A 17,182-nucleotide genomic window follows, 5' to 3' on the forward strand; every position below is an offset into this window, starting at 1 on the left:
CCAAGCACTCACACTCATCGGCTGTAATTTGTTAAAGATCGTTGCCCTGACGCCGCCAAACTCGCTAAACTCGTCGTTTCGCTTCGTTTGTTTCGCTGCGTCAGCAGCAGAGAGGCCGAACTATACGGCTCAACCCTCAAAGCGTCAACACCCCGCCCGACAATTTCGCACGCCAAGTCGATAAGTTGTTGTTTTTCCTACACCACAGCATGCACCAACCTCCCCACATCTAGTCAAGTCAGCCCACTCAAGGCCCGAGCTCCCCATCGCTTGAAAAGGGCAAAGCATGAAGTCAAGCAGCCAACGCCGCAGCCCAAATGAATAACAGCCCCGCAATGCGGAGCTGTTATTCGATTACATATGCTACTTGCTCGCCACTCAACTTCCGGTTGCCGAAGGAGGAGAATCCGCTGTCTCTGACTGGGTACGACGACGCTGCCGCCAATACACCATCAGCAAGCCAATCACCCCCCTGAGCAGAGGATTGCGCAAATGCTGCAACAGCATCCCAAGCCATCCGACCGAACCCGCCGCCTGTGGCTGCGGACTCAGTAACTTGCTCATTAACTCAACCGGCCGCCCCAGCTCTCGACCACTAGCCACCAGCGCCAGACGATGCTGCCTGGCTTTCAACTGCAGAATGTCCTTGCGCACCGTTCGCTGTATTACGCGATCCATCGTCATGCATCCTCTCCGTCTTCACGCACAAGCAAGCCACGGGTCTGGCGCAACTCTTCGATGGTCGCGGCAAACAATGTCGGAGCGGCAAGAAAGCGCTTGCGCAACTGCCAACCGGCAAATGCTGCGGCGAACAGATAGAACAACAGCAATGACAAAGCAGTGGCAATACGGTACGTATCCCAGAAAAGAATCAGCAGCAACACTGAAAGCAACAGACACGCCAGGCCTGCAAATACAGTCAGAATGCAGAGCCATATCAGATGCCCTAACCAGCGCTCGACAGCCTCCTGCACTTCAATACTGAATAATTCGGCGATCACGCCAGACAGCCCAACTGCGTGACCGACGAATTGCTTCAATGGGTGTCGCATAGTCGATTAGCGCCGCGAGATCAGCATACCAACCAGCACACCGACAGCGGCCGCAATACCTACAGCCTGCCAAGGATGGTCGTGCACATAGGTGTCGGTCGCCTTGGCTGCCTGCTTGGCACGATTGATTACCACCTGCTCAGCCTCCAGCAACTGCCCTTTGGCCAGTCGCAGGCGCTCTGCCACTCGCGCATACAGCGCCTGAGCCTCTGCGCCGCCGGATGCAGCTGCCTCGGCCAGCAACTGCTCGGCGTCCTTCAGCAAGGCCTGGGATTCATCAAGCAATTCCGTGGATTGCTGCTCATTACTCATGGTGCTCTCCTTCATTGAATACGCATGGACAAATCAATGGCCTGTACATCCTTGGTCAGGCCACCCACCGAAATCCGGTCAACCCCGGTTGCGGCAATCTGGCTGATCGACGAGAGATGCACCCCGCCAGAAGCCTCTAGCAGCGCCCTTCCCGCCGTGATCGATACAGCCTTGGCCATATCGGCAAGACTCATATTATCCAGAAGCACTGACACAGCCCCCGCGGCCAATGCCTCCTCCAACTCAAGAAGATTCTCGACCTCGATTTGGATGCCGACCCCGGCAGGCGCAAGCTCACGAGCGGCATGCAGAGCAGCGGTAATGCCGCCAGCCGCAGCAATGTGGTTTTCCTTGATCAGGATGCCATCATAGAGCGCCAAGCGTTGATTCGCGCCCCCCCCCACACGCACAGCGTACTTTTGCGCCAACCTCATGCCCGGAATAGTCTTGCGTGTATCGAGTACCAGTGCTTGGCTTTCTTTGACCGCAGCGACATACGTTGATGTTTTGGTCGCAACGGCCGAGAGTGTCTGCAGAAAATTCAAGGCAGTCCGCTCACCGGTGAGCAGACTACGCGACGAGCCACGCAGGCAGCAAAGTGACTGACCGGCTATAACACGATCCCCCTCTTCCACCTCCCAATCAAGCACCACGGAGGGATCCACCTGCCGGAATACCTCTTCAACCCACGGCAAGCCGCAGATGACCGCCTCCTCACGAACCACGATAGTCGCAATAGACCTTTGCAACTCAGGAATAAGCAATGCGGTCCAGTCGCAAACGCCGATATCCTCGACCAGTGCCGTAGCAACCTGGGCCGCGATTTCATGATGAGGAGGCGGGGAAAACGTGGTATTCATGGTCATGTTGATCAGTATAGGCGCGACGGGCGGGTGGGCGCTCAGCGGGGCGAGTGGAAATTGAAAAAGCGCATCAGCACGTCAGGCAGCCAACTCAGTTGCCCGGGCATCCATCCCGAAACAAATCCTGCGTGCCCGCCTTCTTCTGGCTGCAATAGTAGCACGGCCTCGGACACATCATCCGCCCCCGGCAAGCTCCCTGGGGGGATAAATGGATCGTTTCGGGCATTGATCATCATGGTAGGCAGCACAATCTGTCGCAACACCGGTTTGCTGCTGGCCACACGCCAGTAATGCTCCACACCATGAAAGCCATGCAACGGCGCAGTGACCAGATCATCGAAATCACGCAATGTACTCACCCGCCTAACCTTCTCAATATCAATAAATGGATTATTGTTCAGTTTGAGACTGGCCAGCGTTTTGCTCTTGAGCGTCCGGAGAAATTCGCGCGTATAAAGATAGCGATTAGCACCTTGATCAAGCGCGGCACCGCATGCCGCCAGATCAGCCGGCGCTGATACCGCTGCGGCCGCCTGCAGCAGGTCCTGTGCACGCCCCCCCTGCTCGCCCAGCCACTTAAGAAGGGCATTTCCTCCCAACGATATCCCAACCGCGAAAAGGGAAGAATCCGGGTGCATCAGCCGCACCCGCTCCAGCATCCAGCCGATCTCAGCGGAGTCCCCCGCATGATAGGCACGCGATAGACGGTTCGGAACATTGCCGCAGGTGCGGAAGTGCGGCACGACCGCATGCCAGCCCTGCCGGACGACCCGTTCGGCGATCGACTCCGCATAATGACTGCGGGAGCCCCCCTCCAAACCATGAAAGATCACGACCACAGGCTTGCCGACACGGCCATCTGCCCAGTCAACCGCCACGGCGTCGAGGTCCGGGGTAATCCATCCCTCCCTGCGCCAGGCGTTACTGCGACGCCAGAACATCAGCGCCGGATAAAGCGTCTGCGCATGTCCGCCGGGCAACCAAGCGGGGGGCTGATAAGGTGGCAAGGTCAGGGTATGGTCACGTTGCATAGGGCAAGTGTGGCCCAAGTACACCGCCAAATCCAGCCACCGGATTCACTGCAACAAAAAACCGCCTTGAAGGCGGCTTTTTGCAAAGCAGCGTGGGCCTACTCTAGCCCACGACTTTCGAGGTATTCCTCGTAACCACCAAGATAGTGGACAAATGTACCATCGCCATTAAGCTCAAGAACCTGAGTAGCCAGGGAAGAAACAAACTGGCGGTCATGGGATACAAACACCAGTGTTCCCTTGTAGAGCTCCAGGGCAATGTTCAGTGACTCAATGGATTCCATATCCATGTGGTTGGTTGGCTCGTCCATGATAAGAACGTTCGGCTTTTGCAGGATTAGCTTGCCGTACAACATGCGCCCTTTTTCACCACCGGATAGCACCTTCACCGACTTCTTCACGTCATCACCACTGAACAGCAGACGCCCGAGAATGCCACGAATGACCTGATCATCATCGCCCGGCTGCCCCCAGTTCTTCATCCAGTCGAACAGGGTTTCGTCCTTCTCGAAATCCACCTCGTGATCCTGAGCAAAATAGCCAGGCTGCGCCTTCTCAGCCCACTTCACTGAACCGGCGTCGGGCTTGAGTTCGCCAACCAGCAACTTCATCAGCGTGGACTTGCCTACACCGTTACCACCGATCACGGCGATTTTCTGACCAGCCTCCAGAATCAGGTTCAGGCTCTGCAGCAGCGGCTTATCGAAGGATTTGGACAGATTGGTTGCCTCAAAGGCCTGACGGTGCAGCTTGGACTTGTCATCCATATCGAAACGGATGTAAGGATTCTGGCGAGATGAGGGCTTCACCTCGACCATATTGTCCTTGATCTTGTCAGCCAGCTTCAGCCGACTGGTCGCCTGGCGGCTCTTGGACTTATTGGCTGCAAAACGAGCGGCAAATGCTTGCAGTTCCGCCACGCGCTCCTTGGCCTTGGCGTTATCGGACAGAAGACGTTCGCGAGCTTGGGTAGACGCCAGCATGTAGTCATCATAGTTGCCCGGATAGATCTGGATGTTGCCGTAATCGACGTCGGCAATATGCGTACAGACCTGATTCAGGAAGTGGCGATCGTGCGAAATGATGATCATGGTGGAGTTGCGCTCGTTCAGCGTGTGCTCCAGCCAGCGGATGGTATTGATGTCCAGGTTGTTGGTCGGCTCGTCCAGCAGCAACACATCCGGATCGGAGAACAAGGCCTGTGCCAGCAGCACCCGCAGCTTCCACCCTGGAGCAACCTCGCTCATCGGTCCGGTATGCTGGTCGGTTGGGATGCCGACACCCAGCAACAAAGCACCGGCGCGCGCCTCGGCGGTATAACCGTCATACTCGGCGACTTTACCCTCCAGCTCAGCCGCATGCATGTAATCGTCTTCAGTTGCATCGGGGTTGGCGTAGATCGCATCACGTTCGTGAATCGCCGCCCACAACTCGGCATGCCCCTGCATGACCACATCGATCACGCGCTGATCTTCATAGGCGAACTGATCCTGCTTCAACTTGCCCAGACGCACGCCCGGCTCGAGGCTGACATTGCCGGCACTCGGCTCCAGGTCACCGCCGAGAATTTTCATGAAGGTGGATTTGCCACAACCGTTGGCGCCGATCAGACCGTAACGGTTGCCGTCGCCAAACTTGACCGAAACCTTCTCGAAGAGCGGTTTCGCGCCGAACTGCATGGTGATATTGGAAGTACTGATCATGGTGTGCGTATCACTGGCCATTGCCGCACATCAGGACTCAGCCCGTGCACAGCGATAAAATGAGGGAAAACAGCGGCCCGCCGACACGGGCTGGCCATTAAATCGCTGAATTTTAGCACAAACGGACCTTGCCATGCCGCACACTGCACCGCGCCTCGCCCGGATCGAGCCCTTCCACGTCATGCGCATCCTTGGAGAAGCACAGGCGCTGGCCGCCAGCGGCCGTGATGTCATTCACCTCGAAGTGGGCGAGCCCGATTTCCCCACCCCGCAACCGGTCATTGATGCCGGCATCGCCGCCTTGCAAACCGGGAAAACGTTCTATACGGGAGCCTGTGGTTTGCCAGAGCTACGCGAAGCGATTGCCGGTTTTTACCGTGAGCGCCTCGGTGCAGCCGTTACTGCTGACCGTGTCATCGTCACTCCTGGAGCCTCGGGCGCGCTGCAGCTGATTCTGGCTCTGCTGGTCGGGCGCGATGACGAAGTTCTGCTCACTGATCCGGGCTATCCCTGCAACCGGCACCTGGTGAGTCTGCTCGAAGGCAGACCGGTCAACATTCCGGTGGATGCGCGCAGCAACTTCCAGCTCACACCCGAACTGATTCGCTCCCACAGCAGTGCGCGCACCGTCGCCACCTTGCTCGCCAGCCCCGCCAACCCGACGGGTACAGTACTCGACGTCGACGAGATCAAGATACTCCAAGATGTATGCAACCAGAACCAGCAGCAATTGATCGTTGACGAGATATACCAGGGCCTGGTTTACGATAGCCCGCACACAACGGCACTGACTGCCAGTGACCAGTTATTTGTGGTGAACAGTTTCTCCAAGTTTTTCCAGATGACAGGCTGGCGACTGGGCTGGCTGGTCGCGCCAGAATGGGCGGTGGCTGATCTGGAAAAACTGGCGCAGAATCTCTTCCTTGCCCCCCCGACCACCGCACAGCATGCCGCCCTGGCCGCATTCCGTCCGGACACGCTGGCCATACTGGAACAGCGCCGGCAGGAGCTGCAAGCCCGGCGCAACTACCTGCAGCATGCTCTCGGCCAACTGGGGCTGATCGTTCAGGCGAGGCCAGAAGGCGCTTTCTACCTCTGGCTAGATTGCCGTCGCTTCACAAATGATGCCGAGCAGTTTGCCCGGGAACTGCTGCACGCCGAAGCCGTCGCAGTCACGCCCGGGCGGGATTTCGGTGATCAAGGCAGCGCCTACAGCATCCGGATTGCCTATAGCCAACCCATCAACCGACTGGAAGAAGCCATCACCCGCATTGGTCGCCATCTGCGCAACTATTGCGCTGCAGCGTAACGCGGATTACCCTCTCAGTCAGAAACCCATGCAATCAGGAAGCATTCATGTTTGACTTCAAAGGCTTGATTGGCGCACTGTTTCAGAAAAAGGAACAGGAAGGCGTCCACGATCTCAAGTCTGCAACCACAATGATGCGCGAACTGCCGGAAAGCGACATCCTCAACGCGCAGATCGAGATCGTCAAAGCCCTGCAGCAGCTCAACAGCAACCCGTCGATTCCCCTGAAAGAGCGCTTGCGTACCATTCCCTACCTCGACGAAAAAGCCCGCTCGCTGCAGACCCATCTGATCGACATCTATTACGGACGCCAGATCGATACCGGCACCAGCCCGAAGCAGGTGCTTCCAACGATACTGGCCTTCTGGAACGACATGGGCGAAGCCTATCGGCTATGCCTGAAGCAGGCGTCGCAAACCAGCGCCCGGGGCCATGAAAAACAACTGCAGCTCTGTGCACTACGGGCCATGCGCTATTTCGGCGAACACATCAAGTGGGCCTATCTACGCTATCTGGAAATCGATCCCCGTACCTGGCGCCGGCTGAACAAGCTCTACCAGCATGCCGAACAGCATGGCTTCGCCATGACCCCACAGCAGGCTTATCCCGATAGTGAGGGTGGCACCATCCGTCACGAGTTCCTGCGCATCCAGATGCTGTCGCTGGCCAACCCGGACAAGCTACAGCCCGAACAAATCGAACTGCTGGCAAACTGGCTGGGCGAATGGTCACATCGGATTGATCTGGAAGACCAGATCCGCCCGAATCGCCAACTGTTTGCAGTCAACATTGCCGGGACCACCTCAGCCAAACGCTTGCGTCGTGACATGGTCGGCGAGAACTGGCGCTACTGGTATACCGAAGCTCTGATCCAGCACATCAAGGATGTGCACGACAAGTTGCGCAGTGGCGTCACACCCGATCACTTCGGCCTACCCGCCGCTTCAGCCAAACCAGCCAATCTCGATCTGTTGCAGGAACTGCTGGCCTGGTGGTCGCGCGACACCCCCGCTCCTGTCCGCAAGACCGAACGTCATGCCAGCGACAAGAAAATCCATGTACTGCGCGGATTCGACGCCGTTTTGCACAAACTGGGCAGCCCGGACAGCAGGATCAATCGCTACCCGCAACAGCAATGGCACGTCGTGAATGAAAGTGCTACTGGCATCGGCGCTAGCTACCAGGGCCTGCATGAGGATCACCTACGCGTCGGCGAGATTGTCGGTCTAAGCGACGGACCAGCCAACCTACCCAGCATCGGCATTGTGCGTCGCATCAACAAGCGTCTGGATGGGCAGGTCAATATCGGCATTGAAACCCTGACACACTCACCGATTCTGGTCGAACTGGCCCCAGCTCAGGGCGGCGACAGTCGCCAGGCTCTGTATTCACCGGAAAACACCACGGCCTACCAGAGCCGATTCCTGATGATTTCCGAGCGCGATTTTGCCGAACAACAAGAATACCGCCTCGCCGCACAAGGCAAGGCGTACCGCATCCGCCTGTCGCCCGCCATGGAACGCGCTACGGACTGCTCGCTGGCCAACTTCGCGGTACTGGAAAAACTGAACTGAGGGGCTGCACGAGGCCGCATCTTTTGCTAGAATCGCGGCCTCGCGTCACAAACATGGCGCGAAATTCTCAAGACGGAAGCGTGGCTGAGTGGTTTAAGGCAGCGGTCTTGAAAACCGTCGGGGATTTACGTCCCCCGTGAGTTCGAATCTCACCGCTTCCGCCACACTCTTGAATAAAACACTAAAGCCTTGATAAATCAGGGCTTTTTTATTGCCCGAAATTTACTCAGCTGGATTTGTTACACGCACTGCTACACAGCGTGCTACACAAAGGACAGCGGCCATGGCTCACCTCAGCAAACGCAACGGCATTTATTACTTCCGTTGCCGCATCCCCAGTACATTAATCAGCCACTTCAAAAAAACAGAGATTTGGAAATCACTCCGGACATCAGATCGTAAGACTGCAATCCTCAGATGTGCCAAAATCCAGATTAGCTTTCAATTGCAGATGCTAAAAATGGTCAAACCCATCCCTACCGTCGAAGAAATGCTTGAACAAGAGTTGCGCGATGCCAGTATTGCAGCCATTGAAAACGGCACCTATTGGGATAGCTGGACAGCCCCCGATCCACAACCAGAACTTGAGCTTAGTAAAGACCAAATTGAAGCCATTGAGACTGAAGGCGCTGCATTTACACGCCATTACGAGTGGCTAGGCGCTAGACGCGAAGGCATGGCTATGATGGCTGCCACGCACGAAGAAGAGCAAAGACGTGTTGCTGCTCAGCCCACTTCAAACCAGCTTGTAAGCGATTTAATCAAAACGCTGAAAAGCGCAGAGATGAACATCAAGCAAGACGGCAAACTCAGCAAAATATACGAAATGTATATTGAAGAAAAAACGCTATCTGGTGTGGGTGTGGCGCAAATCACCTCGCTCAAAGAAGTCATTTATGGCATCTTGACGGGGTTCTTTGGAGCGGAAGCTGTCTGCTCTGATGTAACGGATGAACGCGTCCATGAGCTTTTTACCTTAATCCAGCAATTGCCTCAAAAATTCACACTGACACCAGACTGGAAAACCAAAATCGACCGTGCAAGAGAGCTGGAAGGCACGCTTTCATTCACCACAGTAAAACGCAAATGGCTCACTGTGCTGGAAATTTTCAGCTCAAACTCCGCGCTGACATTTTTTAAACGCTCACCGTTTGAAGGTGTTCGTTTCAAAAAAAATGACAAGCGAAACAAACAGAAAAAAACATATAAACTCTTCAATGACACCGAACTTGTAGCCCTATTCGCGCAAAGTCACCTGAAATTCAATGCCAAACGACCAGCCCAATACTGGGTGCCATTGATTGGCTTGTATGCAGGGCTACGACTGAACGAAGCCTGCCAATTGCTTGTCGCAGATATTAAGCAGCATGATGGCATTTGGTGCTTCCGGGTGCAAGAAAGCGCAGATGATAACGACCAAAGCATTAAAACAGAGTACAGCGAACGCAACACCCCGATCCATTCGAAACTGATCCAGCTTGGCCTACTCGAATACGCCAATTCGCAAGCAAAAACCGGAAGACTATTCCCAGAGTTGACTTGGACTGCGAAAAACAAATGGGGCGGTTCAACTTCAACTTGGTTCGGTCGATATAAAACAGGGCACGGAATTAATGACCCAGAAAAGGTTTTTCACAGTTTACGCAAACACTTTAACCAATCCATGAAAGACAATGGCGTAACCGAAGAAATTCGAGAAGCCGCCTCAGGGCATGCACCGACAGGGATCAACTCTGAGATTTATGCTAACAAAACATTAACATCCATGCTTAAGGATGCGGTCGAAGCAGTGCGCTTTCCTTGCTTGGATGGCGTTATTTAGATTTTTATTCAAAAACGGGCACCTGGCAGTTCGTAGAACTGCCATTGTTTTGTACAGCTCACAATGACTACTCCAAAGCCTGTAAAAATGCGGTAGGCAAGCCACCCACAGCAGTAATCAGTAAACTTTTCTTGGCTCTTGTGATACGCACATACCATTCGTTAGTCGTTTCCAGACCATCGACTTCTGCACGCTTCCTTTTCCCGCATCGCAAAACAACATTCTCAGCCTCAGCTCCTTTTGCAGCATGAATAGTCATGACGCTTGCTTTGTTAGCAAGGCCTTTTTCCCATAATCGTTTTTTGATTTTAATTCGTTCGGAGTTCTGCCTTGTAAGCACAAGTGAATGACTCTGCTGATTTTGGACGAAAGTGATAATTTGTTGATGCTCCGATACCTCATCTTTACACTGCTTGCTAATTACTGAGCCGCCTCGCTTGATTGCAATGGATGAGGCATAGTCACTGGCTAGCTTGTTGGCTAAGCCAATAATTGCAGCACATGACCTCCTACTATGAGTCATTAATATACGGCCCGAAGTACCAAACAGGTCTCGCTGGCAGGAATTTAGAAAATGGATAAACTGCGTAGATTCTGCACCTCTCCAGCCATAGATGGATTGCCTCGCATCACCGACTGCGTAGATTGATGCACCCAATGCGTGAAGCAGCTGCCACTGATCCGCATCCAAATCCTGAGCTTCGTCAGCCAGAACATGAAATTCTTTGATTGCAACTTTTGCTGCTAAAACGATCAGTTGATCGTAGCTATTACAAGCATGTGAAGCACCGTTCTGAGCAAGCACTTGACCTGCAAAATGATGCAGCGTCCCCACCATAACTTTGGTGATTCCTAATTCAGCCAGTCTTGTTTTAAGTTCATTCGCAGTATGACTGGTGTAGGTGGTTACCAGAATTGAGGATGCAGAAATCCCCGCTTTGAGCATGATTTGGACTCTTCTGATGAGCACATAAGTCTTGCCTGAACCTGCTGCGGCCATGATGGCGTGGTTTTTACCAATTGGCGCATAAATGGCAATGTTCTGCGCCAAATCTGAATCAGTGGACGCACCAAGAATGGCGTGTTCAATCAGTTTTTGTGTGTGATCAGTTGTTAATACTGAGTCATTCCCCACACTCGTATAATTTGGATTTTTTAAAACGGACACATTTTTGTTTTCGTCTTGATGATGTTCTTGGGCTGGTTCACCAGACCTTGCCAATACATTTAACTGCGTAAGATATGCCATGTAACTGTCACGATGGTTATGTGTAGTAATTTTGTAATCACCCAATTTAGTCTTGACCGTGGTTGCTATAGCTAGTTTCTGTTGATTTTTTCGAACCAATAGGCGCTGCTTTCGCAGAATCAACAATTGTCTTTGCTTTGACAGTTCTTCCTGCAGTGGATAAATGTTTTTACCTGCACGCGCCCAGTCAATGACCTTTTTTTGTAAGCTTTTGATTTCCCTTTGTCGTTGCTTGACTTTGATTTGAGCCGGATTGTCACGCATTAGAACGGCAAGCCGTTGTACGTCGTATACCATTAGTCCAGTGACCTTACCGCTTGATTTGTCGGGCTGAATTTCTTTCAGTACTTCAACTTTGTAAGTATCTGCGTTTTTCTGCATCCACACCCAGAGTTCGAAAAGCCTTGTATGAAACTGCACCTGATCGTTCGAGTTCGACCATGCCGAAGGCATCTTTTTACAATGCCTGATCAAATTGATCAGGATTTCGGTTCGCTCGGTTTTGTCCGGTCTTTTTTCTAAGGCTTTCAGCACATGTTCTGGAGTGTGTAAGGCCACATCCCATACACCAAGCGAGCCATCAGGAATTCCCGATGCCTGCATCGCCTTCAGTCCATGAGCACTTCTATGTGCCATGACAGCTAAAACCGAATCTGTCAGCACACCAGATTTTGGAATTCCTTTTGAGATGTATTTGATCAGGTAACTGATTAATGACTGTTTACCTGATATGGGCGAAAGCTGGTCGGGCGGGATCATTTTGGAAGAAATTGCCTCCAGATCAAACCTGACGCCGCCTCCGCCTTTGTTTAAATCAAATGCCTCTCCTTTCGATGGACTGCCATTATGAATGGCATAAACAGTGCCTTGCCTGTTGTTGATTTGATATTTCAACTTGTCATCTGCACGTTCAATGACATTTGCTGTACGAGTACGGATCACCAACCCAATATTATGTTTAAAGCTGAAACCTTGGCCTGTGATTGTGCTCCTGTGGCCATATAGCCTTGGCAAATCCATCACCAATCGGTGCTTAATGGCATCAAACCATTCAGGTTTATACCAAATGACGATGTGGTAATGTGGTGTGCCATCCTCTTGTGGCTCCTCCACCTTGACGGCAAGCAGCTTGATCTTGCATTTCAATAGCACCGCTTTGACAGCGTTGAAATAGTCAGTGATCAGTTTTGCGCCACGCTTGATGGTGTGCTTGGAAGTCCATTGTGGTGTGTTTGTACGGTCTTTGGCTTCTTTGGGATTCGAGTGATATTCAGGAGGCAAAGTAATGGTCAACATTCCGCCAGAAGTTAACCCTTGATGCTCTGCCAGCAGACGCATCGCTTGTAGCTGGCAGTACCATTCCGCAAATTTTATGTCGGGCTTCTGCGGTGTTATTGCACATTTCTCTGCTCGCCTTGAATCGAACAGAACTCGACTTTTCGCAAACTGGCGACAAGCATCGATTTGTGATTTTTTGTGCGAAATCGCTGCCTTAGAGGCATAGGACTGACCCGAATCACCACCAATTTGCTTTCTCTTCTGCGCCGCAAGTTCAACCGCTTGCAGAACATTCGCCCTGTACAGCCTTCGCCAGTTTTTGGGATTTGTCGCCTTACCGAGCACCCATTTTAGCGTAGGCGGGACATAAATTTTCTGATCATAAAGGCTGGAAAACGATGGAAACTGACCAAAAATCTCGTCTTTTAAACGATGAATATGGTGCTCGGGGATCAGGAAATTTTTGTTTTCCAGCTCAAGATGGCTGAAATTCGCTTGGATGTACTCAAGGCATTGATTGGCTTTTTCTATCGCGGCAGCCTGAATGTCAGGCCTGCCCCAACTTATTCGCTCAGCGATGTTCTGCCTGATGTATTTGTATTGTGATTTCGTCATTCGCGCCCCCCCAATTGTGGTTATTAAATGGAGGTAGAACGCTGAAAACACCAAATAATCGCTACACTACATAGACGTGATTCCTCTTCACTCCCCCCCCTCTGATGTCCAACCACTTGCAGGTGGTTGGATATTTCTTTGTGCGTTCATTTGGTCTCTAGGATTTGATCGCAACAATTGAAAGTATATGCCCGAAGCACCGTGCTTGATGAACTCGCAAAAAATAAAAGCCCCGCCGAAATTGGCGGGGCTATTACCGACACGAAGTCGAAATCAAGTGCAGTGTGCTCCAAAATATGAGCATCACATCGTATGGCCTACTAGGTATAGTCAGCAATTCGAATTTGGATCAAAGACTAGCGAAAAATTCTTGTCCAAATATGCGCTTGAAGCAATGACGGAAGCAGTCGGAGTTTTATGGTGCAAATAATCGCTTAATGCATAAGGGATAAACTTGATGAATTGCATGCTTGTTAAATAATCGTAAGTTTCATCGTCTAACCTATTTTTCAATCTGCTTTCAAAATCCCCTGCGCCACGAGGTGATGTATTTACGTAAAACAACACGTTCCTGAGCTGTGCTGCACCGTGCAACAGCTGAATGCTTGCTAGCATTTGCGACGCCCGATTTCCTTGAATCGCCTGACTTTTATCTAATCGAATACCAGTCAGAAAAGTAGCTAAATGACGAAATTGCTTCTGCCCTTTGGGGGTTTTCTCGTTTTCTATCCAAGTCACTGCTGCGGGTTCGTTCGGATCGGTAGATCGCGTCATAATCAGCCCATCGGCGAGTTTTCCTTTGCAAGTGTAACGGGCTTTATCGACGTAGAAGTCCAACTCGGAAATCAGTGATACTCTTGCCAGCAGTCGATTAACCTTACTGATGGCATCCACTGAGTTTGCCGAGGTATTCACTGTCTTTTCTAGCCGACGGGCAGTGATTTGCAACCGCCTTGCCAGCATGATGTTGGCTGTGTACATCCTGTGAACCCGTCGCCCCATGCTAGTCTTGGCATAATCTGCATGGTGGCGCACTCCAGTTTCAAAATGTGCAGATACGAAACTTACTCCCTTTTTCGTAATGAAAATGATGTCTGGCCTAAAACCAGTAATCTTCCTTTTTGCCAGCAATCCTTGCCGAAAAAGGTATGCCAAATCGCTTCTTGTCGTTTTGATATTGCCGCACTGAATGGCGCATGCTTCATCAAAACTCAGAAAGCCAAACTTCGCAAAACCTGCAAGCAGGTTGATCTTTCTATCGCTTGGGCGTAGCTGGATGTATTGCATATAAAATCTCCTAGTGCCGTTGAAACTACGTATAGCTAACAACATCGGAGCTTTGTCACCTCATGAGAAAACCACATGAAATTATCAAAAAACGCTGGAAAAACACAGCAAAATCAAAATCACGGATTCCCCGCTAAAATATGCAGCCCTGCCGAACTGATATATGGATACACCAATTACAAACATACTGCGCAAAACGTCGGACAATCTCAATGTTCTCCGCTGGACGCGGCATCTCGAATTCGGCTGGGGCCTCTGCGACCAAGTTTTTTGTCAAGGGGGGGGCCATACCTCATCACATATGATGATGGGCTTTGAGAAAATCCACTCAAAGCCCATCATCAATTAACGCTCACATTCATTTTCCCTTTGGGGAAACTGTGTTCCGTAACATTGTCTCGGTCTGGCGGAGCCCCCCCCTGTCATGCTGACCGTAGCCAATGACCAGCCATTGGGATGGCTTTCCATCAGGAGTCGCAAAATTTCGCAAGCTCAATTATTGCTCAACCTGATGAATTCATTAGCTCCTCCTTGCACGTACTCGCCGTAGGCGTCGAGCATCGCCCTCCACGACGCTGCAAATAGCCATAAAGCGGACTATTTTTGCTGCGGAATTCGACCCTTTGGGCTTTAAAACAGCAACAGCACTTCGCTTCAAGTCAACATCTGCGCCAGTCGCTATGCTTTGTGGCACACATCTCGACACTCAAAACTCAGCCAAGCCCAAAATCATCGAAGCAAGCCAACTGAATCTCACCAACTTTTCTAGAGACTCTTGAGCCGTTGGAAATACTGCTTTTCAAACTCTACCGGCGATAGCCCATTTGCGGAACCGTGACGACACTTCGGGTTGTAGAACAGCTCGATGTAGTCGAAGATGTCCCGCCGGGCTTCTTCCCGGTCGTTATAGGTTTTTCGCTTGATGCGCTCCCGCTTCAACAACTGGAAGAAGCTCGCCGCAACCGCATTGTCGTGGCAATTCCTGCGCCGTCTCATGCTCGGCACCAAACGATGCGCCTTCAAGAAGTTCTGCCAGTCATAACTGCTGAACTGGCTTCCCTGATCGGAATGCACGAGCACCTCCTGCGTGGGCTGGCGTCGCCATACCGCCATCCACAAGGCATTCAAGACCAGCTCCCTGTCGATGCGTGACTGCATCGACCAACCAATCACCTGCCGTGAGAACAGATCAAGCACCACCGCCAAGTACAGCCATCCCTCATGCGTGCGGATGTATCCACGTTGTTATTCCGATTACTCCAGCATCATATATTTGAACTTTTATGCCAACGGAGGTAAGCTCGAACTCAGCAGAAACAAAAAAATATTATGGAATTTAACAGCTAAGTTTTCATAAATTCTAATATTCGGAGATGGCGCAGTGGGAAAGATCACAACTAAATACAACCATATCTTGCGCACCACCGCTTTGCTTGCACTAGCATCTAGCGCAAACGCAGGCCTGCTGGATGATGTAACGAAAGAAACCAACAACAGCAAGGAATACTTCGCGATTTGGGACATTCCGAACGTTACCAACCCAGATGCACTGTACGACCAGTTGAAAGACTCAATCCGCGTACAGGCCACATCTGCCCATGCCACTCGCCCAGTGCAAGCAGATGAACCGCCAGAGTTCCCGAACAAAATGGAATTCAAAGGCATCACCGTCATGGGCATCACCATCCCGATGCCCAGCTGCAACGGCCATACTTTCCAGATCACCACGATGGACAACAGCATGGCGCAATACGGTGATAGCACGATGATGATGGCTTGTGTATTTCCTTATCGCACAGGCATGCGCATCAACTATTACGCACGGTTTTCTGAACAAGTAGGCACCAGCTCACTACTTTCAGGCGCACTACTGGGTAAAATGATTACAAAGGCAGTTGGTTTAGGCGATACCAGCAAGTTTGTTGGCTCAACCATGAATCAAATCGACTCTGATTTGAAAAATATGGGTTTGCAAGCCACTTTAGTGCAACTGCAACCAGCGATGGAAGGCAAAGTCGTCAGCGCAGACCCTCTAGCCGCCCAACAGCAAAAAAACAGACAATCCGCCAGCAACACCCAAGCAGCTCTTGCAGCTCGCAAAGAGCTTTTAGGTATTGGCCTGACTTATTCAAATCGGGACCAATTTGTTGACGCCATTAAACGCGGCGACGCCATTACCGTCGATTTATTCGTTAAAGCACGTGGCGTGGATTTGAAATCAGCAGATAACAGCGGAAAAACACCACTTCGCTATGCCACCGATGAAGAAGTAATTGGTATTTTAAAGGGTGCAGGAGCAAGCTAAGCGACCTTAAACCCTTTAATACATCGGACAAGGCCGAATGCAATTACACATAAAATCCGAGCAGCACTCAACAATGAGTTTTCGACTGCCGTGCCGCGGAAGCCAATAACATTGGCAATCAAATTTAAAGGACACTATGAAATGAATTGGAAAAACCATTCAAAAATCATTATCACTATCTGCATTTTTTCTATTTCTTTTTGGTGTCCGATGGCTCTAGCACATACAGCTGTTGCCACCGTCAAAAACCATGCTACGGAAGCCTTTGGATATGCATATAACTACCCAACACAGAAACTAGCCGATGAAAATGCCGTTAAAGCATGTCGTAGTGATGCACTAAAAAATGGGGTAGGTCATTTAGCCAAACAATGCAAAGTTGATTTACGTGGCAAAGGCCCGGGTTATGGAGCAGTCACTTGTGGGGAGAATGGCTGTGGATACGTCACAGGTTTTGATGATTCACAAGCAGCTATTGATGCTGCATATGTGCTTTGCAACACGTATTACACAAGCTGCAACACAAAAAATATTAAATACTGGGAGGACTTTGTCGGTTTTGGAAGATAACAATTAGCTGCATTCCTAGGAACAGTCAGTGAAACTGCTAGTCTTTATGCAAAGACGGTGGTTACATTATTAAGTATTCCTATGACTGTAAAATTAGAGCACAGGTTAACCCAACCTTTGATTCACTCCCAAATCAATGACCCAGTCCCAGTAAATACTGCTAGCAAAATATACCCCCCATCAGTTATAGCAATATCAACTTTTAGGTAAAA

General features: G+C 51.2%; 13 protein-coding genes, 1 tRNA gene and 1 pseudogene. 6 read left to right on the top strand and 9 right to left on the bottom strand.

Annotation, left to right across the window (positions count from 1 at the left end):
* Nucleotides 1-378 precede the first annotated feature (378 nt).
* The 6 genes from INR99_RS00005 to INR99_RS00030 all read right to left on the bottom strand — a co-directional run bounded on the left by INR99_RS00005 (nucleotide 379) and on the right by INR99_RS00030 (nucleotide 4,961).
* Entirely contained in the window at nucleotides 379-684 is a 306-nt protein-coding gene (locus INR99_RS00005; RefSeq protein ID WP_194114253.1) for a hypothetical protein, read from the bottom strand.
* Nucleotides 681-1,052 carry a phage holin family protein gene (locus INR99_RS00010; RefSeq protein ID WP_194114254.1) on the bottom strand — a complete coding sequence of 124 codons (372 nt, stop codon included), beginning with the start codon at nucleotides 1,050-1,052 and terminating at the stop codon, nucleotides 681-683. The genes INR99_RS00005 and INR99_RS00010 overlap by 4 nt, the downstream gene beginning before the upstream one ends.
* A 6-nt stretch (nucleotides 1,053-1,058) precedes the next feature.
* A complete protein-coding gene (locus tag INR99_RS00015) occupies nucleotides 1,059-1,364 on the bottom strand; it encodes an ElaB/YgaM/YqjD family protein (protein WP_194114255.1) in 306 nt (101 codons plus the stop codon).
* Between the two features lie 11 nt (nucleotides 1,365-1,375).
* On the bottom strand, nucleotides 1,376-2,224 hold the full coding sequence (gene nadC, locus INR99_RS00020; RefSeq protein ID WP_228098006.1) for a carboxylating nicotinate-nucleotide diphosphorylase: 849 nt from the start codon (nucleotides 2,222-2,224) through the stop codon (nucleotides 1,376-1,378).
* A 41-nt stretch (nucleotides 2,225-2,265) separates the two neighbouring features.
* Nucleotides 2,266-3,168: a YheT family hydrolase gene (locus INR99_RS00025; protein ID WP_228098007.1), complete on the bottom strand. Its 903-nt coding sequence runs from the start codon at nucleotides 3,166-3,168 to the stop codon at nucleotides 2,266-2,268.
* Nucleotides 3,169-3,356: 188 nt separating this feature from the next.
* Nucleotides 3,357-4,961 (bottom strand): ABC-F family ATPase, encoded by a 1,605-nt coding sequence (locus INR99_RS00030; RefSeq protein WP_194114257.1) that lies wholly within the window; start codon nucleotides 4,959-4,961, stop codon nucleotides 3,357-3,359.
* 133 nt (nucleotides 4,962-5,094) lie between these two features.
* Here INR99_RS00030 and INR99_RS00035 point away from each other — a divergent pair, with 133 nt between their 5' ends.
* The 4 genes from INR99_RS00035 (at nucleotide 5,095) to INR99_RS00050 (ending at nucleotide 9,666) form a co-directional block, all read left to right on the top strand.
* Nucleotides 5,095-6,270, top strand: a complete 1,176-nt coding sequence (locus INR99_RS00035) for a pyridoxal phosphate-dependent aminotransferase (protein ID WP_194114258.1) — start codon at nucleotides 5,095-5,097, stop codon at nucleotides 6,268-6,270.
* Nucleotides 6,271-6,317: 47 nt separating this feature from the next.
* Nucleotides 6,318-7,844 carry a cyclic-di-GMP receptor FimW-related protein gene (locus INR99_RS00040; protein ID WP_194114259.1) on the top strand — a complete coding sequence of 509 codons (1,527 nt, stop codon included), beginning with the start codon at nucleotides 6,318-6,320 and terminating at the stop codon, nucleotides 7,842-7,844.
* Between the two features lie 74 nt (nucleotides 7,845-7,918).
* Nucleotides 7,919-8,008 (top strand) — tRNA-Ser (locus INR99_RS00045).
* 119 nt (nucleotides 8,009-8,127) lie between these two features.
* Nucleotides 8,128-9,666: a site-specific integrase gene (locus INR99_RS00050; RefSeq protein ID WP_051304603.1), complete on the top strand. Its 1,539-nt coding sequence runs from the start codon at nucleotides 8,128-8,130 to the stop codon at nucleotides 9,664-9,666.
* Nucleotides 9,667-9,733: 67 nt separating this feature from the next.
* Here INR99_RS00050 and INR99_RS00055 read toward each other — a convergent pair whose 3' ends face one another.
* The 3 genes and pseudogenes from INR99_RS00055 to INR99_RS00065 form a co-directional block, all read right to left on the bottom strand.
* On the bottom strand, nucleotides 9,734-12,808 hold the full coding sequence (locus INR99_RS00055) for a UvrD-helicase domain-containing protein (protein ID WP_144290327.1): 3,075 nt from the start codon (nucleotides 12,806-12,808) through the stop codon (nucleotides 9,734-9,736).
* A 330-nt stretch (nucleotides 12,809-13,138) separates the two neighbouring features.
* On the bottom strand, nucleotides 13,139-14,095 hold the full coding sequence (locus INR99_RS00060; protein ID WP_144290328.1) for a hypothetical protein: 957 nt from the start codon (nucleotides 14,093-14,095) through the stop codon (nucleotides 13,139-13,141).
* Nucleotides 14,096-14,860: 765 nt separating this feature from the next.
* Nucleotides 14,861-15,331: pseudogene (locus tag INR99_RS00065) on the bottom strand (IS3 family transposase); the annotation flags it as partial.
* 145 nt (nucleotides 15,332-15,476) lie between these two features.
* Between INR99_RS00065 and INR99_RS00070 the strand changes: the two are divergent.
* Both INR99_RS00070 and INR99_RS00075 read left to right on the top strand, forming a co-directional pair.
* The gene (locus INR99_RS00070; RefSeq protein WP_028454457.1) at nucleotides 15,477-16,400 is read left to right on the top strand and encodes a hypothetical protein; all 924 of its coding nucleotides are present in this window, start codon (nucleotides 15,477-15,479) and stop codon (nucleotides 16,398-16,400) included.
* Between the two features lie 111 nt (nucleotides 16,401-16,511).
* Nucleotides 16,512-16,970, top strand: a complete 459-nt coding sequence (locus tag INR99_RS00075) for a hypothetical protein (RefSeq protein WP_228098008.1) — start codon at nucleotides 16,512-16,514, stop codon at nucleotides 16,968-16,970.
* Nucleotides 16,971-17,182 lie beyond the last annotated feature (212 nt).

The organism is Chitinilyticum piscinae (genome assembly GCF_015223195.1).
GTDB classification, from domain to species: domain Bacteria; phylum Pseudomonadota; class Gammaproteobacteria; order Burkholderiales; family Chitinibacteraceae; genus Chitinilyticum; species Chitinilyticum piscinae.